The organism is bacterium endosymbiont of Bathymodiolus sp. 5 South (assembly GCF_900128535.1).
Taxonomy (GTDB): Bacteria; Pseudomonadota; Gammaproteobacteria; order PS1; family Pseudothioglobaceae; genus Thiodubiliella.
In genome coordinates, this window is record NZ_FQTR01000002.1 from 38,336 (window position 1) to 62,159 (window position 23,824).

General features: G+C 39.2%; 26 protein-coding genes and 2 tRNA genes. 5 read left to right on the forward strand and 23 right to left on the reverse strand.

All coding sequences use genetic code 11. The features are described 5' to 3' along the window. Window positions 1–29 precede the first annotated feature (29 nt). On the forward strand, window positions 30–488 hold the full coding sequence (locus tag BBROOKSOX_RS00545) for a hypothetical protein (RefSeq protein ID WP_139659217.1): 459 nt from the start codon (window positions 30–32) through the stop codon (window positions 486–488). On the opposite strand, the gene BBROOKSOX_RS00550 is transcribed toward BBROOKSOX_RS00545, so the two are convergent. From BBROOKSOX_RS00550 to BBROOKSOX_RS00590, 9 genes are all read right to left on the reverse strand, one after another. Next, window positions 485–772: an integration host factor subunit alpha gene (locus tag BBROOKSOX_RS00550; protein ID WP_139659218.1), complete on the reverse strand. Its 288-nt coding sequence runs from the start codon at window positions 770–772 to the stop codon at window positions 485–487. The genes BBROOKSOX_RS00545 and BBROOKSOX_RS00550 overlap by 4 nt on opposite strands. Continuing rightward, the gene (pheT, locus tag BBROOKSOX_RS00555; protein ID WP_139659219.1) at window positions 772–3,135 is read right to left on the reverse strand and encodes a phenylalanine--tRNA ligase subunit beta; all 2,364 of its coding nucleotides are present in this window, start codon (window positions 3,133–3,135) and stop codon (window positions 772–774) included. Before pheT ends, BBROOKSOX_RS00550 begins: the two co-directional genes overlap by 1 nt. Before the next feature lie 12 nt (window positions 3,136–3,147). Further along, a complete protein-coding gene (gene pheS, locus BBROOKSOX_RS00560; protein ID WP_139659220.1) occupies window positions 3,148–4,161 on the reverse strand; it encodes a phenylalanine--tRNA ligase subunit alpha in 1,014 nt (337 codons plus the stop codon). Between the two features lie 10 nt (window positions 4,162–4,171). Next, window positions 4,172–4,648, reverse strand: coding sequence for an outer membrane lipoprotein (locus BBROOKSOX_RS00565; protein WP_139659221.1), 477 nt, complete (start codon window positions 4,646–4,648; stop codon window positions 4,172–4,174). A gap of 33 nt (window positions 4,649–4,681) precedes the next feature. Next, the gene (gene rplT / locus BBROOKSOX_RS00570; protein ID WP_139659222.1) at window positions 4,682–5,041 is read right to left on the reverse strand and encodes a 50S ribosomal protein L20; all 360 of its coding nucleotides are present in this window, start codon (window positions 5,039–5,041) and stop codon (window positions 4,682–4,684) included. A gap of 54 nt (window positions 5,042–5,095) precedes the next feature. Continuing rightward, the gene (rpmI, locus tag BBROOKSOX_RS00575; protein WP_071563888.1) at window positions 5,096–5,293 is read right to left on the reverse strand and encodes a 50S ribosomal protein L35; all 198 of its coding nucleotides are present in this window, start codon (window positions 5,291–5,293) and stop codon (window positions 5,096–5,098) included. A 177-nt stretch (window positions 5,294–5,470) separates the two neighbouring features. Next, window positions 5,471–5,998, reverse strand: a complete 528-nt coding sequence (infC, locus tag BBROOKSOX_RS00580; RefSeq protein ID WP_139659223.1) for a translation initiation factor IF-3 — start codon at window positions 5,996–5,998, stop codon at window positions 5,471–5,473. Beyond that, window positions 5,998–7,890 carry a threonine--tRNA ligase gene (gene thrS / locus BBROOKSOX_RS00585; protein WP_139659224.1) on the reverse strand — a complete coding sequence of 631 codons (1,893 nt, stop codon included), beginning with the start codon at window positions 7,888–7,890 and terminating at the stop codon, window positions 5,998–6,000. Before thrS ends, infC begins: the two co-directional genes overlap by 1 nt. 114 nt (window positions 7,891–8,004) lie before the next feature. Beyond that, complete coding sequence (locus tag BBROOKSOX_RS00590; protein WP_139659225.1) at window positions 8,005–9,756, reverse strand: inverse autotransporter beta domain-containing protein; 1,752 nt, start codon at window positions 9,754–9,756, stop codon at window positions 8,005–8,007. A 231-nt stretch (window positions 9,757–9,987) separates the two neighbouring features. On the opposite strand from BBROOKSOX_RS00590, the gene BBROOKSOX_RS00595 reads away from it, so the two are divergent. Further along, the gene (locus tag BBROOKSOX_RS00595; RefSeq protein ID WP_139659226.1) at window positions 9,988–10,866 is read left to right on the forward strand and encodes a transposase; all 879 of its coding nucleotides are present in this window, start codon (window positions 9,988–9,990) and stop codon (window positions 10,864–10,866) included. Then, complete coding sequence (locus tag BBROOKSOX_RS00600; RefSeq protein ID WP_180323793.1) at window positions 10,853–11,002, forward strand: hypothetical protein; 150 nt, start codon at window positions 10,853–10,855, stop codon at window positions 11,000–11,002. Before BBROOKSOX_RS00595 ends, BBROOKSOX_RS00600 begins: the two co-directional genes overlap by 14 nt. Before the next feature lie 487 nt (window positions 11,003–11,489). On the opposite strand, the gene recJ is transcribed toward BBROOKSOX_RS00600, so the two are convergent. The 4 genes from recJ to BBROOKSOX_RS00620 are packed head-to-tail and all read right to left on the reverse strand — an operon-like array spanning window position 11,490 to window position 16,109. Next, window positions 11,490–13,181, reverse strand: coding sequence for a single-stranded-DNA-specific exonuclease RecJ (recJ, locus tag BBROOKSOX_RS00605; RefSeq protein ID WP_139659227.1), 1,692 nt, complete (start codon window positions 13,179–13,181; stop codon window positions 11,490–11,492). Then, the gene (locus BBROOKSOX_RS00610; protein WP_139659228.1) at window positions 13,175–14,152 is read right to left on the reverse strand and encodes an NAD(P)/FAD-dependent oxidoreductase; all 978 of its coding nucleotides are present in this window, start codon (window positions 14,150–14,152) and stop codon (window positions 13,175–13,177) included. Before BBROOKSOX_RS00610 ends, recJ begins: the two co-directional genes overlap by 7 nt. After that, entirely contained in the window at window positions 14,149–14,610 is a 462-nt protein-coding gene (gene lspA, locus BBROOKSOX_RS00615; RefSeq protein WP_139659229.1) for a signal peptidase II, read from the reverse strand. Before lspA ends, BBROOKSOX_RS00610 begins: the two co-directional genes overlap by 4 nt. Next, complete coding sequence (locus BBROOKSOX_RS00620; RefSeq protein WP_139659230.1) at window positions 14,607–16,109, reverse strand: folate/biopterin family MFS transporter; 1,503 nt, start codon at window positions 16,107–16,109, stop codon at window positions 14,607–14,609. The genes lspA and BBROOKSOX_RS00620 overlap by 4 nt, the downstream gene beginning before the upstream one ends. 61 nt (window positions 16,110–16,170) lie before the next feature. Here BBROOKSOX_RS00620 and BBROOKSOX_RS00625 point away from each other — a divergent pair, with 61 nt between their 5' ends. Beyond that, on the forward strand, window positions 16,171–16,953 hold the full coding sequence (locus tag BBROOKSOX_RS00625) for an enoyl-ACP reductase FabI (RefSeq protein WP_139659231.1): 783 nt from the start codon (window positions 16,171–16,173) through the stop codon (window positions 16,951–16,953). Window positions 16,954–17,055: 102 nt separating this feature from the next. On the opposite strand, the gene BBROOKSOX_RS00630 is transcribed toward BBROOKSOX_RS00625, so the two are convergent. From BBROOKSOX_RS00630 to BBROOKSOX_RS00675, 10 genes are all read right to left on the reverse strand, one after another. Then, window positions 17,056–18,909, reverse strand: coding sequence for a SurA N-terminal domain-containing protein (locus tag BBROOKSOX_RS00630; RefSeq protein WP_139659232.1), 1,854 nt, complete (start codon window positions 18,907–18,909; stop codon window positions 17,056–17,058). Between the two features lie 38 nt (window positions 18,910–18,947). Further along, the gene (locus tag BBROOKSOX_RS00635) at window positions 18,948–19,871 is read right to left on the reverse strand and encodes a DUF808 family protein (protein ID WP_139659233.1); all 924 of its coding nucleotides are present in this window, start codon (window positions 19,869–19,871) and stop codon (window positions 18,948–18,950) included. Window positions 19,872–19,938: 67 nt separating this feature from the next. Then, window positions 19,939–20,015 (reverse strand) — tRNA-Asp (locus tag BBROOKSOX_RS00640). Window positions 20,016–20,021: 6 nt separating this feature from the next. Further along, window positions 20,022–20,097, reverse strand: a tRNA-Val gene (locus BBROOKSOX_RS00645). Window positions 20,098–20,172: 75 nt separating this feature from the next. Beyond that, complete coding sequence (locus BBROOKSOX_RS00650; protein ID WP_139659234.1) at window positions 20,173–20,694, reverse strand: DsbE family thiol:disulfide interchange protein; 522 nt, start codon at window positions 20,692–20,694, stop codon at window positions 20,173–20,175. Continuing rightward, window positions 20,694–21,110: a cytochrome c maturation protein CcmE gene (ccmE, locus tag BBROOKSOX_RS00655; protein WP_139659235.1), complete on the reverse strand. Its 417-nt coding sequence runs from the start codon at window positions 21,108–21,110 to the stop codon at window positions 20,694–20,696. The genes BBROOKSOX_RS00650 and ccmE overlap by 1 nt, the downstream gene beginning before the upstream one ends. Beyond that, entirely contained in the window at window positions 21,107–21,262 is a 156-nt protein-coding gene (gene ccmD / locus BBROOKSOX_RS00660) for a heme exporter protein CcmD (protein ID WP_139659236.1), read from the reverse strand. The genes ccmE and ccmD overlap by 4 nt, the downstream gene beginning before the upstream one ends. Next, the gene (locus BBROOKSOX_RS00665) at window positions 21,262–22,002 is read right to left on the reverse strand and encodes a heme ABC transporter permease (RefSeq protein WP_139659237.1); all 741 of its coding nucleotides are present in this window, start codon (window positions 22,000–22,002) and stop codon (window positions 21,262–21,264) included. Before BBROOKSOX_RS00665 ends, ccmD begins: the two co-directional genes overlap by 1 nt. A 27-nt stretch (window positions 22,003–22,029) precedes the next feature. After that, a complete protein-coding gene (tsaB, locus tag BBROOKSOX_RS00670; RefSeq protein WP_139659238.1) occupies window positions 22,030–22,686 on the reverse strand; it encodes a tRNA (adenosine(37)-N6)-threonylcarbamoyltransferase complex dimerization subunit type 1 TsaB in 657 nt (218 codons plus the stop codon). A gap of 51 nt (window positions 22,687–22,737) precedes the next feature. Further along, window positions 22,738–23,394: a biosynthetic peptidoglycan transglycosylase gene (locus BBROOKSOX_RS00675; RefSeq protein ID WP_257607709.1), complete on the reverse strand. Its 657-nt coding sequence runs from the start codon at window positions 23,392–23,394 to the stop codon at window positions 22,738–22,740. A 224-nt stretch (window positions 23,395–23,618) separates the two neighbouring features. Here BBROOKSOX_RS00675 and BBROOKSOX_RS00680 point away from each other — a divergent pair. Beyond that, on the forward strand, window positions 23,619–23,824 hold a 206-nt coding region (locus tag BBROOKSOX_RS00680), incomplete at its 3' end, for a hypothetical protein (protein ID WP_139659239.1).

Consider the following 23,824-nt stretch of genomic DNA (forward strand, 5'->3'; position numbering starts at 1 on the left):
ATAGGCTTTTTTTTACTAAAGACAGACCAATGTTAACAAAACTCGTTAAATTTCTAGAAAACAATTATCCTGATAGCAATATCAATGACTATTTAGACGCTAAATATATACAACTCAGCAATCCACAATTAAAACAAATCTCTGATGCTCTAAATAGTGGTGAATTGAAAATCAAACCCGCATCAAGTTGCACTGCAGAAAAGTTTATTTTTCATTTTGGTAACACCGCTATCTTAGTACAAAAAGATGGCAGTCATTACCAAGGCGAATTTTCCTGGGAAACAGACTTCTTGGCAGTACATTCAACCAGAAACAAAGGCAAAGGGTTTTATTTTATCGCATTTGAATTTGATGATAATTATCAAATAACGCTAAAAAAAACGGATAAACTGTTGGAAGACCAAATCAGAAATGTTGAGCAAGACCAAGAATTACTTGATAAAGCAATGCCTATCTTGAAGGGTTTTATGTCGGCTATAAGTGATTAAACGCCTAACTTTGTTGCTTTCTTAAGTTTCAATCCAGCCTTAAAAGTCGCTACTTTTCTTGCTGAAATTATAACCGGCTCGCCGGTTTTTGGGTTTCTACCTGGGCGAGCTACTTTTTCTCTAATGATAAAATTACCAAAGCCAGATAATTTAACATCTTCACCCTTGGCAAGAGAAGCTTTAATCGCATCAAAAAAGTTGTTTGTCATTGATAATGCTTGATTATGGTTGACGCCCATTTGCTCTACTAATAAATCAGCAATGTCTTTTTTAGTCATTGACATTATCTTAAAATAGCTGAAAACTTATTTTTCATTAAATTTAACACTTCATCAATTCTAGCGCCCACCTCTTTATCGCTTAAAGTTTTTTCCAGTGACTGGTAAGTTAGATTAAGTGCAATACTCTTTTTACCGGATTCAATATTCTCACCCATATAAACATCAAACAAACGCACACCCACAAAATCAGATTGCTGCAGTGCTTTAATACCATCTGTTAATTCAGCGACAGGGGTTGTTTTATTTAACACCAAGGCAATATCACGCTGAACTTCTTGATACTGAGAGAAGGCTTCGTATTTAGCGACGCTTCCTGACAAAACAGCACTTAGACTGATTTCAAACAAATAACATTTAGGTAGTGATAATTCTTTAGCCACATTCGGTGCCAATGCACCAATCCAGCCTACTTGCTCTCCATTAAGCTCTATCCTGGCAGTTTGTCCTTTTTGCAAGGTTGGGTGTTCGTCTTCTGTAAAGGTAACAGCGAGTGCTGTTAATTCAAGCAATGACTCCAAGTCGGCCTTTGCGTCAAAGAAATCTAATGGTACTGTCTTACTTGCCCATTGTGCATTAAAACGACTACCAGAAACAATGCCTGCTAATTTATTTGACTGCTTGTTTGCTTCAACACCGTCAAAGCACAATCCAATTTCAAAGAATCTTGCATTACTGTGTCCGCGTCTTTGATTTGATTCAACGCTTTGCAGCAATCCTGACATAAGCGATGAACGCATCACCGACATATCTGCTGAAATTGGATTGGACAACACAATCTTATTGACGTTAGCATCAACCAAGTTGTGGTATTTTTCTGAGATAAAACTATAAGTAATGACTTCTTGATAGCCACGCGCCACCAAGGATTGCATAATATCGTACTTATCAATCTGAGCTTCTGGCACAACATTGATATTCGCATCAAGTGATAACTTCTGCACAGGCAGTTTGTCATAACCGTATAATCTTGCTAATTCTTCAATTAAATCTGCTGGAAGTCGAATATCAAATCTAAAACTTGGCGGGATAATCGTCCAAGAATCTTTAGTCTTGGCACTGATTTCAAAATCTAGGCTGGTGAATTTTTCTTCAATCCATTTGGCGTCTAATTCAAAACCTAACACCTTGTGAATCTTATCTTGCGTAATGGTAATCGGCGCTAATACTGGCAAAGATGCCTCGTCAATACAGGTATTTATGTCACTTGCTTGACCGCCACAAATTTCAACAATCAATTGTGTGGCTCGATCCATTGCTAGCTCAGTAATAGCAAAATCCACGCCGCGCTCAAAACGCAATGACGATTCAGTGTGCAAACCATAATTTCTCGCCTTTCCTGCAATAGATACGGGCTCAAAAAATGCACTTTCTAATAAAATATCTGTGCTATTGGGTTGAGTGGCACTGTCCATACCGCCCATGACACCCGCAATCGCAAGCACTGATTTATCATCAACAATCACCAAAGTGTCTTCTTTTAGTTCAGCCGTGGTTTCATTTAGTAGTTCAACTTTTTCGCCTGATTTTGCATTTCTAACTTCAACACTGCCGTTGATTTTTTTCCTATCAAAGGCGTGCATTGGCTGACCTAACTCCAATAAAACAAAGTTAGTAATATCAACCACTGGCGAATGGGTTGCCTGACCAGAACGCATGAGTTTATCAGCTATCCATCGCGGCGTTTTAACCGTATTATCAATACCTGAAATACTTCTAGTTAAATACTTAGGACAAGCAGTTGTGTTGCTAATACGAGACTTGACACTTGATGTGCCTTGCACTGAAACGCTAATACTAGGCATCTCAAATGGTAAGCCATAATTAGCACTGACTTCGCGCGCCACACCTAATACCGAGAAGCAATCACCACGATTAGGTGTAATGTCTAACTCAATGATATTGTCATCTAAATCTAAGTATTGCCTAATATTTTTACCAATGGGTGCATCAGCATCCAACTCACTAACACCCTCTGAATCTTCTGCCATACCCAATTCAGATTCTGAACAAATCATACCGAATGACTCAATACCGCGAAGTTTGGCTTTTTTGATTTTTAATCCATTTGGCAACACAGCACCAACGGTAGCAACAATCACTTTTAAGCCAGTGCGAATATTGCTTGCACCACAAATAATTTGTAGCTTGTTATTCTCGCCAACATCTACCTGACACAGATTCAATTTATCAGCATCAGGATGTTTCTCACAAGACACCACATAACCCACCACCACATTTTCAAAATAAGGTGCAACTGGCGCAATACCATCGACCTCCAAACCAGCCATTGTTAATTGCTCCGCCAGCACTTCATCACTAACAGTTGGATTAATCCATTCGCGCAACCATGTTGTTGAAATATTCATCTACTAACCACCCTATTTGAACTGTCGTAAAAAACGAATATCATTTTCAAAGAATAAGCGTAAATCGCTCACTCCATAACGCAACATCGCCAAACGCTCGACACCCATACCAAAAGCCAATCCAGTGTAGTGTTCGCTATCAATCTTTACTGAGTTTAAAACATTTGGATGAACAACCCCACAGCCTAACACTTCTAACCAGCCTGTTTTTTTACAAACTCGACAACCTTCACCCCCACAAATAACGCATTCAATGTCCGCTTCTGCAGATGGCTCAGTGAAGGGAAAATAGGAAGGACGAAAGCGCACTTTTAAATCTTGTTTTTCAAAAAATCCGCGCAGAAAATCAATCAACAAACCTTTAAGTTGTGCAAAATTTGCGTCTGTATCAACAATCAAACCTTCCACCTGATGAAACATTGGCGTATGAGTAATATCTGAATCACAACGATATACCTTACCCGGTGCAATAATACGCAGGGGTGGTTTTTGATTTTCCATTGTGCGAATTTGCACTGGTGAAGTGTGCGTTCTTAGCACTGAGCCTTCATCAAAATAAAAAGTATCATGCATGGCGCGCGCTGGATGATGCTCAGGAATATTAAGTGCGGTAAAGTTATGAAAATCATCCTCAATCTCAGGCCCAGTCTCTACTTCAAAACCATTTTTCACAAATAAAGATTGAATCCGCTTAAGTGTCATGGTAACCGGATGAAGTCCACCCATCTCAACATGACGACCTGGCAGAGAGACATCTATTTTTTCATTCAATAGACGCTTTTCTAACTCAATTGTTTCTAAGTTGTTTTTGCGCTGGGTGAGTAAATCTTGCACAACGCCTTTGGCTTGGTTAATCACCCCACCCATTTTAGGACGCTCCTGTGCACTCAACTGCCCAAGCCCCTTAAGAAGAGCCGTCAGTTCACCTTTCTTACCTAAAAGTGCAACCCTTAAATCTTCAAGTTCGCCTAAACTTTGTGCTTTTTCAATGGAGCCTTTTGCTCTGCTGAGAATATCGTTTATCACTGTGAATCAACTATTTGCGTGTTAAACGCGTTGTGCCATGACTATGAAGTATGTACACCTGATCACCAACTCTCAATCCTTGCTTAGATTTTTGCACAAAAGCTTTGATTGCACCACTACTTAATTTAATTAAAAATTCAAACCCTGTGTCAGCCGTAGAATTTTCTTCAATTGCCTTGCCTGCCATTGCACCCAGCAAACCACCAATAACAGCACCTGCAACTCTGTCGCTATCGTCACTACCAACTGCACTAGCGCCAGCTACAGCACCTAACGCCGTACCAATACCCGAACCCATGCCTTTAGAGCCTGATAATCGAACTTGCTTAATAGCAATAATATTGCCTTCTAATACGCTAGATAATTGACCCGTTTCAGTAGAAGAATAAGTGTTTGCACCCCTTTCATCTTGCGTAAAACGATTTGTTGAAGATTGACAAGATGTCAAAAATACAACCAATATCATTAAAATAATCTTGTGCTTCATACGCACACCCCCTTTTTTTTATTATTTAAAACTCTATTCTAACATGGCTGCTTTCGCTTGGTTAGCAATTTTTGCAAATGCCGCCTTATCAAAAATCGCAATATCTGATAAAACTTTACGGTCAATTTCTATACCTGCTTTGTTCATACCATCAATCATTCTTGAATAACTCAATCCATTATTACGCGCTTCAGCGTTAATACGCACAATCCAAAGTCGACGAAATTGACGGCGTCTTTGACGACGGTCACGGTAGGCGTATTGTCCTGCCTTGATAACTGCTTGTTTAGCAACACGATAGACTTTTGACCTTGCGCCATAGTAACCTTTAGCTTTCTTTAAAATTTTCTTATGTTTTGCGTGTGCTTGCACACCCCTTGATACTCTTGCCATTTTTTATACTCCTATTAATTAACTTTGAACTATTTTAGTGTTTACCGTATAGTATTAACTATAGGGTAACATTTTACGAACCATTGGTACATCAGCCTTCTCGACTGTGTCCGGTGCACGCAAACTGCGTTTTCTAGAAGTACTCTTTTTGGTCAAGATGTGACGCAGGTGAGAGTGTTTACACTTATAACCGCCACTGGCAGTCTTTTTGAAGCGCTTTGCAGCGCCTCTATTGGTTTTTAACTTTGGCATAATTTTCTCCTTGTCCTTTGGACATATTTGTTATTCATACAAATAACGTTATTAAAAATAAAGAAATAACAAAATTAGATTAAATCTAGTTTTTTTACTTCTTTAAAAAGTGATGAAACTAAGATTAGACAGAGTATTTAACCATAAGGTTAAATAAAACACTCTAATCTAAACTCATCACTTCTTTTTCGATTTGGGTGCCAGCATCATGCCTAGCTGACGACCCTCCATCTTTGCTTTTTGTTCTACATTAGCAAATTCTTCTGTATCTTTTTCAATTCTATCTAACATAACCATACCCAGTTCTCTGTGTTGCATTTCGCGTCCACGAAACCAAATACTCACTTTAACCTTGTCACCATTATCTAAAAACTTAACCAAATTTCTAAATTTAATTTGGTAATCGCCTTCTTCTGTACCAGGGCGGTATTTAATAGTTTTAACCGTAGTTTTCTTTTGTTTCTTCTTTTGGTCGCTCAGCTGCTTCTTTTGCGCATACTGATATTTACCAAAATCCATCACCTTGCAAACAGGTGGCTCAGCATTTGGTGATACTTCGACTAAATCTAATCCAGCATCTCCTGCTATTTTTAACGCTTCTGCTATACTTAATACACCAGCTTGCCCACCTTTGCTATCAATCGTGCGCACCTGAGGTGCTTTAATGTATTGATTGATGCGTATTCTATTTGGTTTTTTAATAATTACTCCTGATTGATTAAATCTACAAACGCATCAATTGACATAGACCCAAGGTCTTCGCCACCGCGTCTGCGCACTGAAACTTGTTTATTTTCCATTTCCCTGTCACCTATCACTAACAAATATGGGAAGCGCTGCATAGAATGTTCCCGTATTTTAAAGCCTATCTTCTCATTTCGCAAGTCCGAAATCACTCTAATGCCTTGTTTTTTTAATTTTTTCTCAATATCAGTCACAAAATCAGCTTGTTTTTCAGAAATATTTAAAATAACCGCTTGGATTGGTGCAAGCCACGATGGGAACGCACCTTCGTAATGTTCGATCAAAATACCAATAAATCTCTCTAAAGAACCGACAATAGCACGGTGCAACATAACAGGGGTTTGTTTAGAGCCATCTTCAGCGATAAATTGTGCATCCAAACGCTGCGGCATGGAAAAATCCACTTGCAATGTGCCACATTGCCATTCACGCTCTAAACAATCTTTTAAAACAAATTCAATCTTAGGCCCATAAAACGCACCCTCGCCTTCTTGCAACTCCCAAACTATGCCTTTGGCATCTAGTGCTTGTGCCAATGCTGCTTCTGCACGGTCCCACACTTCATCTGAGCCAACCCGCTTTTCGGGGCGGGTAGAAAGTTTAATGTCTACATTTTCAAAGCCAAAATGCTTATAAACTCTAAAAGTTAAGTCAATAAATGCTGACACTTCTGATTGAATTTGCGCACTACTGCAAAAAATATGCCCATCATCCTGCACAAAATTACGCACTCGCATAATACCGTGCAGAGTACCTGAGGGCTCATTACGATGGCAAGAGCCAAACTCTGCCAAACGCAGTGGCAAATCACGATAAGACTTCAAGCCTTGATTATAAATCTGAATATGCGCAGGGCAATTCATGGGTTTTACTGCATAATCACGATTCTCACTTGATGTGGTAAACATCGCATCACCAAATTTATCCCAATGTCCTGATTTTTCCCAAAGACTTTTGTCAATCAATTGTGGTGTATGTACTTCTTTATAACCGTTACTTCTAAATACCGAGCGCATATATTGTTCAACGATTTGATATAGGGTCCAACCCTTCTCATGCCAAAATACCATACCTGGCGCTTCTTCTTGCATATGAAACAAATCTTGTGTTTTGCCGATCTTACGATGGTCACGCTTTTCAGCTTCCTCCAGGCGGTGTAAATAGCCTTCCAGTTCTTCTTTATTGCGCCATGCCGTACCATACACGCGTTGTAGCATTTCATTATCGCTGTTTCCTCGCCAATAAGCACCTGCCAATTTCATCAATTTAAAAGCTTTAAGTTTGGCGGTTGAAGGCACATGTGGTCCGCGACATAAATCAACAAAATCCCCCTGTTGATAAAGCGATAAAGTTTGCTCAGCAGGAATAGAGGCAATAATTTCTGCCTTGTAATGCTCGCCCTTATCTGTGAAAAATTGAACCGCATCATCGCGTGACATTTCACTACGCTCAATCTTGAGATTTTGCTTGACCAGCTTATTCATATTTTTTTCGATTTTGGCTAAATCACCTTCTGAAAAACCGTCTTTATAGGCAAAATCATAGAAAAAACCGTTGTCAATTACCGGTCCAATAGTCACTTGTGCGTCAGGATAAAGCATCTGCGTCGCCTGTGCCAACAAATGTGCACTAGAATGGCGAATCACCTCAAGTCCTGCTTCGTCCTTATCGGTGATAATAGACAAGGTGCTGTTGGCTTCAATCACAAATGATGCGTCCACCAACTCGCCATTTACTTTACCAGCAAGGGTTGCCTTAGCCAAACCTGAGCCAATTGACTTAGCAACCTCAAAAACACTAATGGCTTGGTCAAAGGATTTTTCGCTACCATCTGGCAGGGTAATAATAGGCATGAACAAACTTTAAAAAATAAAAGGAAGTATTTTACCTTATTTACCAACGCTTAAAACAGGGAGTAATGCACTCTTTCAGTATGGGTGTCAATAAATCAAAGTGTCACGCTATGCTTAATCCCTAATGCAACGAACACTAAAGCCGAGGGCACGAGAGTTGCTGTTGTTGCTGTTGAAGTCTGCAATGCTTACGGTGATGTTCAAACCGCGACCATTCACCCCATTAGCAGAACGACTCCACAAGTAGGCGCTAGAGCGAACAGAGCTAACCGAGCCATTCTCGCGATCACGGTAGCCAGCAACTGGGATTCTCAAGAAGCTGGAGAAGGCGCTGGCATTACCAGTAATATTAGCACTGATAGTATCTGCCGCTAGTTCTGCCTCAGTTGGCACACTAAAGCCAGCTGGGCAGATGTCATTGGCTCCACCATTTGCCCAAGCGTCTATACGGCTTGCACCACTACTATCTATGCTTGTCCAATCCCAAGGTGATTTACTATTAATAAACATGCTTGTTGCTGGAGTGATGGTAGTTGCCAATATTGCTTTGTTGCCTGAAGTTCTAGATTCATGACCATCTTTTGCTCGTCCCCATTGGTACAAATCACCATAACAAGCCTCATCTGTAGACGAGGTGCAAACTTGACGGGCGCCTAAGTTTCTATCAAGCCAGACTTTACCAGTATCAGGTGAGGTGACCAGTGCATAAGTTAACCCATTAAACAAACCGCCTGTAAATACTGCTTCTGTTTCGATTATTTTATTTGTACGCTCTACCCAAGCAAGTGCGCCTAAGTCCATTTTATGGCTGTCTTTAAAGGCTTTGCTGGCAATCGAAAAATTGGTGAATTTTTGTTTATTGCCTAGTGGCAGTTTTACCGTGAGTTTGCCGTAACTTGTAGCATTGATGGTGTTGTTGTTTTCTTGACCGAACTCAAAGCTCACTGAAGGCGTGAGCTCAATATCCACGCCCAAAATATTACCCCTAATGTTTGAACCTGTTTTAGCGTCCCAGTAATAATAAGTGCCTTTGATTTTTGCCCAAGGTAGATAAGGGACTTGACCGCTGAGCTTGACATCATAACCCGATAAGGCTCTTTTCTGTGAGCCGTTGACTAATTTTTTGTCTGAAAATATATGGTATTTATTGATATTGGCACTAAAGTTAGCACGCTGGTATTCCAAACCAAGGCTTAGGCGTTTGTGACTGGACTTGGTCTGGTAGTCAGTAAAAACATTAATACCGGCAATTGCCATGTCGTCCTCTACCAATAGACGATGACCAATACCTAAGTTAATCGTAGCACGACGACCGTTGCCGCTATCGCCAGAAGCGATGCCTGCTTGGATAAAAGTTAACTCTTTGCTGTTGGCATTAAGCTCAGAGAGCGGCTGAATAGTTTTAAGACTGTAATTCAGTTTTTTTGTACTAATCCCACCAATACTCACCTCACTACGACCCGCACCAAATGCATTTAAAAATTCGTTGACTGAATTATTAAGCAAACCTTCGGTTTTGTTAACGGCTTGGTTTTTAATGCTTGTGGTCACTTTATTACCCAGTTGGTCGGTATTGTCTGAGTTGGTAGAGCCTAGGGCGGTGCGAGTTGCACCTGCGACTTCTTTGAGTATAGTCGTGGCTTGGTTGTCTTTTTTGGGGGTAGGTTGTGGGTTGTTTTGTTGGTAAGGCTTGCTAAGATCTAAGTAGGCTTCTTTGTTAAATTGCTGGGAATCATCAACAGAAAAAGCATTAAAAGAAAATGTGATTAAAAGGCTAAGCGCAAGAAAATGCTTAAATTGATTGAACACACTAGAAAGCGTGTTTTTAAAAAAGTGATTTAATTGGAATTTTACTGTGTTTTTCATGATTAAAGTCGCCCCCCGGCATTAAAAAAATTTACCCCCAGGTTTTTTGTATTATATCATAACCTTCCTCTTATGCAAGTTTTGTTGAGTACCCCCAATCCAAAAATAAAAACCAAAAAAACGCACAAATCCCAACTGGGATAATGATTTCAACAAAAAAACAGTTTCACCTATTAGGTGAAAACCAAAGACAACCAAGCCCCTCATTAACCAACCAAACTTTATGCATTCATGAACATTATAAATTATAAACTTGATACAACTAACGAACTTTTAACTTCTCGCATTGGACTTATTACACCAGCACACACTATTCAAGTATTGGATTTATCAAAAACAATAGATCAACACTTCCCCGCATTGGGTAGTAATTGTGCCCTTAAAGCCTCAACCTTCATTAATACCTTGGTACTAAGTCAACATGAGGGTGGTGAATGCCTAGACGATGTTGTTCATATTGCCAAAGACAAGGCTTTGCGTCTTGTCACCAATCAACAAGTACCAACCCCACAAGCCATCGGCACTTGGCTTAGACGCTTGGGTAAAGACAACCAAGGTATTAAAGCCCTGCGAAAGGCAAATAAAACGCTCCTTAAAGCCACACTCAATAACTGTAAAAATATCACTCTTGATATTGATACCAGTGAAGTCATTGCCAATAAAGCAGATGCCCAGTGGACTTATAAAGGCAATAAGAGCTATATGCCAATGGTGGGGCATATAGCCCAAACAGGACAAATTGTTGCCACAGACTTTAGAGCAGGCAATGTTTCGCCAAATACCGACAATCTTGGCTTTATCAAAACCTGTCAAGATGCACTACCTAAAGGCACCAACATCAAAAAACTTAGAATAGACGCAGCAGGCTATCAAGCGAGTATTATTGATTATTGCTTTGAGAATGACATTGAATTTAGTATCAGAGCAAAGATGTGCCAATCTCTTAAAGATATTCTTGTAGATAAAGATAACCAATGGCAACCTTTGGTTGATAAAAAAGGCAAAGCCATTGATGGGCAAGCCACTTTTAGAATGCGCCACTTTATGGGTGATGAAGGTAAAGTCTTTGATTTAATCGTGCAAAGAAGCGTTGTCAATGGTATTCGATAATTTATCAGAACAACAAGTCAACAAGGCTGTCGCCTTGTCGAATAACCGACCAAGAAAGAATCTAGACTATCAAACACCGCTTGAGGTGTTTGAATCAGGTATTATTCAACAACAGAAAGTTGCACTTAAAACTTGAATTTAGGTGATTAAAGTTACCCCCAGCGTTAAAACATTTAAAAAAATTTGCCCCCAGCAAATTTTGCCCCCCCGGCAAAATTTGCCCCCCAGCAAAATTTGCTCTTAGCAAAATTTGCTCCCCCGGCATTAAAAAATTTGCCCCCCGGCATTAAAAAATTTAAAAAATTTGCCCCCCAGCGTTAAAAAAAATTTTTGGAATTATATCATCGCCTTCATTCTGTGTAAGTTTTTTTTAAACTATTTTGACTATCTCTAACAACTCTAATAAGGTTTCATTTGAATTTAAGAAGGGTAAGAATTTTATTATGTGTTTCTATTTTATTGAGACCTTTGCATAAATAGGGATGATTAGCAAAATCCAATTTTTGCCGAATTGGTGATTTTATGAAATATAGTCATAGCCAAAGCTATGGCTGTGTTTCATAAAATTGTCAAGTTGGTGAAAAATGGCGTTTTGATGATTATTCATATTTATGCAGAGGTCTCTATTTAATTTGCTCAACCATTAATTGCAAGTTAGTTTTTCCTTGCCACTCATTAATGGATAACTTGTAAGCAATTTGTACTGTTGTTTTATCAATGGGTGCTTGAAAAAATGCAATCCCGTCATATACTGTATTATCGCCAACAAGTTTAAGGCTGCATTTAAGGTGTTTTTCACCGACAATTCTTTGACTGACTATCTCAAAGTCCCCCTGAAAAATCGGTGCCTCAAATCCTTGCCCCCATGGCCCGCTATCTGCCACTCGTTGTGCATTGTTTAAAGTTATGTCAAATGCTTCTAATCGCCCATCAGTTAAAAGTTCTGCCTTGGGAAGTTCGTTATTCAAATACACTTGAATAAAATCATTAAATACCTTTTTAAATACTGCAAAATTCTCTTTTTTAATGCTTAGCCCTGCCGCCATTGCATGTCCGCCGAATTTTAAAATCAAATTAGGGTTTTTTCTATCTATCAAATCTAACAAATCTTTAATATGCACATCAGCAATAGAACGAATAGAGCCTTTTATAAATTCTTCGCCTGATTGTGCAAATACTGCCACTGGGCAATGATAATTTTCTTTGAGTTTGCCAGCAACAATCCCAACAATACCCTCGTGCCAAGAGGCATCGAATAAACTCAGTGCAAATTTATCAGTTTCAACACTTTGTGTGTCAATAATAGCTTGTGCTTGTTCTTGCATAAGCGCCTGCTGCTCTTTACGGGCTTGGTTAAATTGCTCTAACTCTGCTGCATAACGCCTGGCATCATTGATATCATCTGTTAGCAAACATTTAATACCACGAGAAATATCGCTCAAGCGCCCTGCTGCATTAAGTCTTGGACCTACGGCAAAACCCAAGTCACTAGCCTGCAAGGTTTGTGCTTTTCTATTTGCGATTTCCAACAACGCTAAGATACCTGGCGAACACTGTTTGGCACGAATACGCTTAAGCCCTTGGTCAATCAAAATTCTATTATTTTGGTCAAGTTTAACCACATCTGCTACCGTACCAAGTGCCACCAGATCTAATACTGTGCGCAAATCTGGCAATACAATATTGTGCTTAGTAAAATAATCACGCTTACTAAGATGTGTTTTAAGTGCTGACATCAAATAAAAACACACACCAACCCCCGCAAGATTTTTACTTGCAAATTCACACTCTTTAAGATTGGGATTGATGATCGCATCTGCTTCGGGCAAAGTCTCACTAGGCAGGTGGTGATCAGTAATAATCACATTAATAGCGGATGCTTTTGCCAATGCCACCCCATCGAAACTTGAGATGCCATTATCAACCGTAATTATTAAATCAGGTTGTTTCTCTTGAATTGCCAATCCAACAATTTCTGGACTCAAACCATAGCCATGCTCAAAACGATTAGGCACTAAAAAATCCACATATTTAGCACCCATCAATCGTAGTGACTTAACTGCCACAACCGATGCGGTAGCGCCATCACAATCAAAATCACCCACGATTAAAATACGCTTATCACTCAATAAGGCTTTTTCAAGCAAATCAAATGCAATGTCCAATTGTCCAAAGTTAGGCCTTAGTAAATTATCTAGACCCAAAGATAACTGCGCTTCTGAAACACCTCTAGCAGCATAAATATTTTTTAAGAAAGTGGGGATGTCATCTGAGTAAGATGCAAACAAATCTTGGTCTATTTTTCTAATCAACATATTAGACCTGTTATTCTATTGGCACTTTCTGGCGCCATATTAAGCCCATTACGAAAATGCCCTGTATTGATATACAGGTGCTCTAACTGCGCGTGTTTGCCAACCATCACATCTGCTTTACTGGCGGGTCGAAAGCCCGCCCAGTGATGCTCAATCTTAGCCCCTTTTAACTGTGCAAGCCGCTCAGTAGCAAAGGCAAGTAATGCATCACCCACCTGCTTATCAGTGCTTCTATCAAAACCCACATCTTCCATGGTAGAGCCAATCAAAAGCTGCCCATCTTTTCTAGGAATGATATAGTGACCTTGGTCAAGCACAATGTGCTCTAACGCATTTATCTCAGCCTTAACGACAATCATTTGTCCTTTGATAGGAAATATTTTGCTATCATTATCCAACAAAGATGAGCTCCAAGCACCACCACAGACAATTGTATTGTTCGCATAATAATCTTTGTTTTTAGTCTTAGCGCCAAGTGCAATATTGTCTTTAATGATTAAATCATCAACTTTGGTGTGTTCAACAATCTCAACGCCACGCTTAAGAATATCCACTTTAAGTGCGCTTAATAATCTTGGATTGCGTACTTGTGCAATATTTTTAAATAAGGCACCTTGAGAATGTGTACTGGTAGTAACCTTGTATTTGTCTATCCATGCTTGTGCTTTGAGTGTGTCGTATTCATCCATCATTAACAAGCCTGATTGGATATATTCAGGGTCAATACCCGTATCCTCAAACAAGGTGGCGCATAAATCACCGTACACCGCTTGAGAGGCAATGCTGATTTCATTCACCAAATCACTATAGCGCCAAGGATACAGCGGACTGATAATACCCCCACCTGCCCAAGAAGATTCTTTCCCGCATTCACGCTGGTCTAGCAAAGTTACACGAGCACCTGCCATTGATAGCGTTCTTGCGCTCATCATGCCAATTGCGCCACCGCCAATGATTAAACAATCGCTCATTTTTTCCAATCCACTATTAGCAACAATGCCACACCAACAGTAATAAAAATATCGGCAAAGTTGAAAATTGGCCAATAAAAACTTTGGTAATGAAAATCAATAAAATCAACCACAAAGCCATTTGCAATTCTGTCAATCAGATTACCAATAGCGCCCGATAAAATCAGCGTTAAACTGACAAGCTTAAACTTTCGCTTTAAAGGTGTTTTAAACATCCAAATGATAATTGCGATACTCGCAACAACAGAAACACTTGATAAAAAATAACGCTGCCAACCATCACCATTAGCCCAAAGACTAAATGCTGCCCCATAATTATGTGCAAAAGTTAAAGAAAAGAATGCATTAATATCAACTGAATTGCCAACACCACCTAAAGTCTCATAAGCCAGCCATTTGCTCATTTGGTCAAGTACGATCAAAATTAATGCCCATAAAAAATAAGATTTAATTTTCATAATTTACTCGGATTATATTTAATAATGACAATGATGGGGATGACAAAACTTGAAACCACGACCACCCACAACAAATCACCCAATTGTGAGTAATCTTGTGCAACAGTAACTACGCCATCGCTCACCACCTCACGACTGACAACAAAGATTTTGTTTAAATACTTAGTTAACAAACCACCCGCAGATAAGGCAATATTCATCAGCGATGCCATCAAGGCAAACCAAGTGCCTTTTTTACCTTCAGGGGCGTAAATTGCCACCAAAGTTAACATTAACACTTGAGCAATATAATCAAACGGCGAAGCCAATGCAGTATCTACTAATACCACCGTTCTGGCTTCAACACCCAATAATGTGTGTACATCATAATACATTGCTACAATCGGCAGAGACAATAAAGTGCCCATAATAGTTAAAAATATCAAGACTTCACCAATATTGCGCTTAACAATAAATTTAGCACTCAACCACATCCCTGCCAAAGCTATCGCACCACCAATCGCTGACAACTTAGCAAAGAACGATTCATCAAAGCCAAGCACATCAATTTGCCACCATTGTAAAGATGCGCCGACTGAGGGCATCGCGCGATAGACAAAAATAATAATCATTGCCATTTTAATATGGCGAATCGCATCTTCACCTAAATCGCCAATCAAATCATTAAGTAAAATCAATACAATGCTAAGTGAGATAACAAATACAATCTCTTGTGCATAAGGCACTTGCGCATAACCCATAATCACAACAAACAATGCAAAAGCCAAGCCACCAAACAACACATGTTTATTGAGCTTAGATATTGGCACAGGGTTAAGGCGTACCAAGCTCACCCCAAGAATTGACAACAAAGGTATAAATAACGCAATCATAAAGACTACTTCACGCTCATCTTTAAAAACATCTGCCAGCTCACCACCAATCCAACCCGTGATAAAAATCGCAAAACCTAATGACAAACGCGCCAATACTTGAATACTTGCTAATTCTTGATGGATTTCTTCTTTAGACTGGCTCTTATCTATCACCTCAGTACTCATTGTATCTGCCACCACATCCTGCATCACAAAACCAACAACAGCAATCACGCTGGCAAAAATATAAACACTCTTTTTAGAAAACTCCGCAACAATTGAATGCTCACCCACCACCGCAATCATCATTAAAGAACTCATGGTGATGAGCAGTGCACCAATGTAGACATAAGATTTACGGTTGGATCCAAAAATCAGCACACTATCAACCAATGAGCCGAAAATCATTTTCACCGTCCATGGCACCGTCAGCCATATGCCCAACTCTGCCAAATCTGCTGCACTCATATCCAGTGTCTCTTTCACCCAAAAATTCAAAGCAATAGCGGTAAAAACACTACTGCCGTAGGCAAAATACACCAACAAGAGTGGCACATAGCGCAAACGCAGTGCTCTAATCGGTGTTAGTAAAACACTCAGCACTACGGCCAAGGCTTTTGTTGGTGAAAGTGAAATATTTAACATAGCAGTTATTTAAATGAATTTTCCTATTATAATTTGTCTATTTTAATATAGTGAGAATATTATGGGATTTTTAGATGGAAAAAAAGCGTTGGTGGTTGGTGTTGCCTCTAATCGCTCAATTGCATGGGGTATTGCCGAGGCCATGGCAAAACAAGGTTGTGAAATTGCACTCACCTATCAAAATGAAAAGCTTAAAAAGCGGGTTGATAAATGTGGCGTGGTTTGCAATTCAAGTATTGTAATGGAATGTGATGTGGCTAGTGATAAAGGTATTGAACAAACCTTTAAAGAATTAAAAAGTCATTGGGATGACTTTGACATTTTAGTGCACTCAGTGGCTTTTGCACCGCGTGAAGCGCTAGATGGCAACTATATTGATGTCACTACCCGTGAAAACTTTGCCACTGCCCATGACATCAGCTCTTATAGTTTTACTGCACTGGCAAAAGGCGCACAATCCATGCTCAATGAAAACGCTGCACTATTAACGGTCAGTTACTTGGGCGCCATTCGCGCCATTCCTAACTACAATATAATGGGTGTTGCTAAGGCTTCACTTGAGGCAAATGTACGCTATATGGCAGCAGCAATGGGCCCTGAAAAAGGCATTCGTGTGAATGCGGTATCAGCAGGTCCTATCAAGACTTTAGCGGCGTCTGGCATTAAAAACTTTGGTAAGTTACTGGATCATGCAGCCGACTCATCAGCACTTAAACGCAATGTAACCATTGAAGAAGTGGGTAATGCCGCTGCGTTCTTATGTTCAGATCTAGCCTCAGGTATTACCGGTGAAATTACCTACATCGACTCAGGATATAACTTTTACGACAAAGGTCCTGATTGATCGTTTAAAACCAAAAAAAAAGCCCCGCATTGCGGGGCTTTTTTTTGTTTATACCCTTATCTGCAACTGCTCCTTATAAGGCTCAAGGTATCAGCCCGTTTTTTATAATCGTTCTGAGAATATTTTGATATCAGTATTTTCATGTAGTGTTTCCAGAATGCTATTAAAAAACGCCTCAGACTCAAAACCAAGTATCATCCTCGATAATGCACTATTTGATGCACTATCTGATGTTTTATCAGGTGTTTTGATTGCTGATAATTTCAACACAATTGATTGTTGTGCATTCAAACTTTGTGCATCATAAATCACACCATCGTTTGGCTTTGGCATGGAAAATACGAGCTTAATAATCCCAGTATTTTCTTTCCTTGAGGATCTTTTGACCCAACCAACCTCTTTCCATGTAAGTTGATATTTGTCCATTAATTTTTTAACGGTACTTGCATCACCCTCATTCAGTAAAGCGGTGATTTTATTAGCAATATTATCAATAAAAGTCTTTGCTAATAATCCAGATAAATGCTTATCAATCTCAACTTTAACCTCGTCAAATGTCTTTTCTCTTTGAGGAATTTTTTCATTAATCCTTAACACCATAAACTTATCTTCAGACAATTCAATCAACTTAGAGCTCTCGCCTTTGCTCAAGACTTCATCACTATAAGCTGCGGCTACAAACTTAGCATCATATTCTTTTGTATCTTGAGTAAAAAACTCAGAAGTTTTAAGTTCTAAAGCCATTTGACTGGCCGTTTCTTTCAAGCCTACCTCGTAGGATAAAGTACTTAATTGCTCTGTGAGTTTGTAAATAGATTTCTGCACTTCACGCTCAGTGTAAAGCTCGGTTAATTCACTGCGTAGCGCCTCAAAAGGTTTAACTTCTTTTGCTTTAATCTTATTTAACTTAATAACATGGTAGCCAAAATCAGTTTTAACTGGGCTACTGACTTCACCCTCTTTCATGGCAAATACCTTAGCCTCAAACTCAGGCACCATCGCACCCATAGCAAAAAACCCTAAATCACCGCCCTTGTCTTTTGAGCCTGTATCTTGAGAGTGTTTAGCGGCCAATTCAGCAAAAGACTCACCTGCTTTTAACTGTGCGATAATTGTCTTTGCTAATTTTTCAGTCTTAACCAAAATATGCTGGGCTTTGCGTTCTTCTTCTGTGCTAAAACGCGCCTGTTCCTCTTCATAAAGACCAGTCAACTCTTCATCATTCACTTTAATGCTTTTGGCAATTTCTTTAGTTGACAACTCAATAAAATCAACTTTTACTTTTTGTGGCTCAAGAAAAGCTTGTTTGTTTTCATCGAAAAACTCCCTAACACTCTCAGGGTTAACTTTCACTTCATCGATATAATTCTTTGTATTAAGCCTAATATAGCTAAACTTACGCTGTTGGTTATTCAACGACTGCATACGCTTTAGTGCTGATGGTGTCACAAACGCAGAGTCTAAAATATTGAACCTGATTTGATTTTGCATCAATGCATCTGTTTTCATGCGTTCATATTCAACATCTTCAAGTCCATTCATTTTAAGCAGCGCTTTGTACTTTCCTACAGAAAACTTACCCTCTTCTTTAAATGCATTGTTTGATTGAATAGACATCTGTAATTCACGCTGTGTTGTTGCATAACCTGAATCCTCTGCCAATTGCGTTAACACGCGTCTATCAACCATTAACTGAATCGTTGAAAGTTTTGCTTGATGGTCGGTTTCAGCGGTGTAGTTTTTACCCAACTCTCGCTGTAGGCGTCCTTTAGTACGATTAAATTCTTTTAAATATACCTCTTTAGAGATCTCATCACTGCCAACATTCGCCACCACAATATTTATATTGCCTTCAAAATATTTACTGATGCCAAACAAAGCAAACGGAATTGCAATTAGAGCAATGATTAAATAAGCAACCCAACCTTTAGTTTTGTCTTTAATAGAACTTAGCATAGTATGATTTTATAAAAATTTAAAACAGTGAATTATAATTAATTTTTACCCTTAAATAAAGTAATTATTAATACTAAAGCCACACCCACAATAATTGACACAATAACTGGCGTGGCAAAATATTCAACAAACATTGATAAAAGCACTGGTAGACCTTGACTTAGCTCAGTTAACCAATGTAGATACACAATATTATGAATGATGATACCGCCGCCCACCATAAGCATTGCAATTACACCAATCCAACCTAATGATTTTAGAACTTTTGGCATACCCAAGATTAACACCTTGCTGATGATTTGGTAGAATTGACTGTTGGTTTTTTCATCTCTGAGATAAAAACCAATGTCATCCATTCTAAGAATCACACTAACAATACCATACACAGCAAATGTTGCTATCAAACCAATTAAAACCAATACCCCTGCTTGAGTGACAATCGGCGCTTCAGCAACGCTAGCGATAGTCAATGCCATAATCTCAATGGATAAAATAGCATCTGTTCGCACCGCTGAGGCAACTGTTTTGTCCTCTGCTGCAGACAAGTCGTCTGTATTAGGCGTAGAATGATTGTGGTGATACTCATGCACTTTAATAAAGCCTAATTTTTCACCCAGAGATTCGGTGCCTTCATAGGCTAAATACGAACCACCCAATAATAAAACTGGCAACATAATCCATGGTGCAAAATAAGTAATTCCGATGGCAATCGGAATAATAAGGAGTTTGTTAACTAATGACTTTTTAGTAATTTTCCAAATAACTGGCAACTCTCTTTTAGCCGTAGTGTTGCTCACATACTGTGGAATGGCTGCTGTATCATCAACCAAAAGACCTGCCGTTTGCGACAAGGATTTGGCTGTTTGACTGGCAATATCATCCAAAGACCCAGCAGCAACTTTTGTCGCAATCACTGACAAATCATCAGCAAGTGCGGCAATATATCCAATTAACCCTGACATAACGACTTATCTACCTCCTTTAAAACAGACAAAAAAAATAGCACTCAAAAGAGTGCTATTATAAAAATGGCGGAGCGGACGGGATTCGAACCCGCGACGTCCTGCGTGACAGGCAGGCACTCTAACCAGCTGAGCTACCGCTCCATTTTTTGGTGGGCGCTACAAGACTTGAACTTGTGACCCTCGCCTTGTAAGGGCGATGCTCTACCAACTGAGCTAAGCGCCCAAAAAATACCTGATACTTAAATCAAGAAGTCGCATATTATACTCAAATCAGATACTCTTTTTGTAATGAATTTATCTATTTTTTAAGTTGCTGAATCAGTGGCAACATTTCTTCTTGCCAAATGCGCGTGGTAATATCACCAATACGCTTAAAACGAATGACCCCCTTATTATCAACAATAAAAGTCTCAGGTGTTGCATACACACCCAATTCTAAGCCTAACTTCCCTTGCTCATCAAAGACGATAAAATCAAAAGGGTTGCCGAGTCTGTTTAAAAAATACTTGCCTTCTCGCTTAGTGTCTTTATAGTTAATACCCACTATTTGCACCACATCCTGTTTTGCAATATTGTTCAACATTTGGTGTTCTGCACGACAGGTAACACACCAAGAAGCCCATACATTAACCAACGATACTTGGTTTTTTAATTTATCTTGTAGATGATATTTTTTACCCGTTTGAAAGTCCTCAACCTCAAGGTTTGGAAAATTTTTGCCGATTAAAGGCGATGGCAATTTCTTCGTATCATGCCCCAAGCCATCATACAAAAACCAAGCCAATACAACAAAAACTACTAAAGGTATAAACTTGCCCATTATTCTTGTGCTTGCTTTAGAGCGTCTGCCACTTCTGGTGGCATGTAGTTTTCATCATGTTTTGCCAAAACTTCGGTGGCAATAAATCTACCATTAACTAAAGAGCCTGTGGTGATAATACCCTGCCCCTCTCTAAATAAATCTGGCAAGATACCTGTGTATTCAATGGTGAATTTATTATTATTATCTGTTACATCAAAGGTTGATTTTAAATCTTCTCGTTTGAAGCTACCTACAACAACCAAGCCACCCAAGCGAAAACTTCTATCAGTAGGCGCTTTACCTTGTTTTACCGAAGTTGGGGAGTAAAAATAATTGCTATTATTACCGAGTGCTTGGAGTAAAAGCGTTACTGCTAGTATTGCACCTGCGATAAGTAATGCTACTAATACCATTCTGTTTTGTCTTTTAGTCATTTCTTGTTCCTCTTGTATTTAATGCGTAATTGTGTGATAGTGCGTTTATGTGTTGCTTTCGTGCTAATAAACAAAATTGCCACTGTGGCAAAAGCAAGTAAATACGACGCCCAAATATAAGTCGTATATTTATCAAATAACAAGAATTCCATTATTTACCCACTCCAACAATAATTTCTCTAACCCAGCGTGAATTTTGCTCTCTGACTAATACTTCGTCTCGTGCACGCATCAACACCAAAGCACCATATAAAAACTTAAAAGCAAAACTGATTAACATCAGTGCAATAAACATGTCTATTTGCATAGATATCTTGGTGGTGCTAATAGAGGATCCTTGATGTAGGCTGTTCCACCATTCAACTGAATAATAAATAATAGGAATGTTCACCAAACCAACGATTGCCAGCACGCTAGAGGCCTTATCGGCTGTTTTTGGATTGTCAAAGGCATTATGAAGTGAGATATAAGCCAAGTATAAGAACAATAAAATCAGCTCAGAAGTCAATCGCGCATCCCATGCCCACCAAGTACCCCACATCGGCTTGCCCCACACACTACCCGTCACTAATGCCAACAAAGTAAAAGCAGCACCAACGGGTGCGGATACTTTTGCCACTATATGAGCGAGTTTAATTTGCCAAATAAGCCCAATACCACTCGCAATTGCCATGACTATATAAATAAATAAACTCATCCACGCAGCAGGCACATGTACATACATAATACGCACGCTCTCACCTTGTTGATAATCAGCTGGTGAGACCACAAAACTCCAATACAAACCAATTAATGACAATGCAATAAAGGGGGCCATGAGCCAAGGAATGATTTTTCCACTGGTTTGATAAAAATTTCTGGGTGAGGCAAATGCCTGAATCCATTTCCACATAATTACTTTATCGATTACTAATTTAAGTTATTTTAATGATTTTTGTGCCACATTATTGCGTAAATAAGTAGGCAATGGTAATTCATCGCTACATGTGGGCTTTTGATTTAAATACAAATCAATCAAATTCTGCGACTTGGGGTAGAAATCTGGCGTATAGTGGCTAACACCGGTTTTCTTCATAAGTGCATCTTTATAGGCACCCCAGCCTGTACCCACACCGATAAATTCGTCGCTCAGCGTGTCTACTTCATCAGGTTTTGCCAAGCGTTCACTCATTAGCACACCCTGTTCATACACCCCCCAATAAACCTCACTCATTCGTGCATCAAGTGCAACTGCAATTTTATTAGACTTGTATTTTTTAGCAGCACCAACGCCTAATACTTCAAGCGTTGAAAAGCCTTTGGTGGGAATATCAAACGCCAAAGACATCCCCTGCACTACACTAACACACATGCGCACTCCGGTAAATGCACCTGGACCCTTGGTATAGACAATCGCGTCTAAATCTGCTACTGACAAACCAGTTTGTGCAAATACCTCATCACACAACGGCAAAATTAAACCAGAACTCTTGGTTACATCTTTAACAAAACGCGAGACAGTTTCACCTTGTGTGTAAAGACTCACAGAACACACTTCAGTGCAAGTATCGATAGCTAGTATATTTTGATTTTTCATGATACGAATTTGTATAACGGGTGATTATTTCCAGCCTAGAGAATAAAGCCCTTATTTTACAACCTTTTGATACTTATGATATAGACGCAATACTAAATCCCTGCGTTTTAATAATCTACCAGGGTGTCTAGTGGGATGATAATAACTCGGTCCTTTGATAAGTGCCACCAAGGTTGCCAGACCTTCCAAAGACAATTCGCTTACCTCCTTATTAAAATAAAATCGTGCCGCATGCTCAAATCCACGCACCTCAAATCGACCATATTGCCCCAAATATACACTGTTCATATAACGAACAAGAATCTCTTTCTTGTCAAATGAAAGCTCTAACAACAACGCCATCAGCGCCTCTTTAAACTTTCTTTCATAGGTTTTATCACGCGTTAACAATGAATTTTTAATCATCTGCTGAGATAGCGTACTGGCGCCTCGCATTGGTCGATCGTACAACCAATTATCACGCAAAACCCTAGCAATCTCTGTAAAGTCAACACCAAAATGATTAAAAAACGACTGGTCTTCCGTTATTAACAACATATTAACCAATGCCTTAGGGTAGGCCTCTAACGATAATTGAGAATTCGTTGAATCAAGCGGCTGAGAAAATTCATCTTTAACCACGCCATGCAGATAACTTAAACAAACGGCAAAAACCATCACACTAAGCAACGCTAAGTGTTTTAACCATTTTGTAGCTCTAAACTTCACACTTTACCTTATTGTGTCACAATATTTTTAAAAGTGGATTGTACTATATACCCGAAGCCAAAAAGCAACATAAGTTTTGGCTGTTGCTAAAATTGCACTGTCTTGAAGGTAAAATCCTATCACTGCCTTTTGCCAAAAACAATAAATTCATCACTCTATTTTTCGCCTCATTACCCCAATCCAAAAATAAAAACCAAAAAAACGCACAAACCCCAACTGGTATAATGATTTCAACAAAAAAACAGTTTCACCTATTAGGTGAATACCAAAGACAACCAAGCCCCTCATTAACCAACCAAACTTTATGCATTCATGAACATTATAAACTTGATACAACTAACGAACTTTTAACTTCTCGCATTGGACTTATTACACCAGCACACACTATTCAAGTATTGGATTTATCAAAAACAATAGATCAACACTTCCC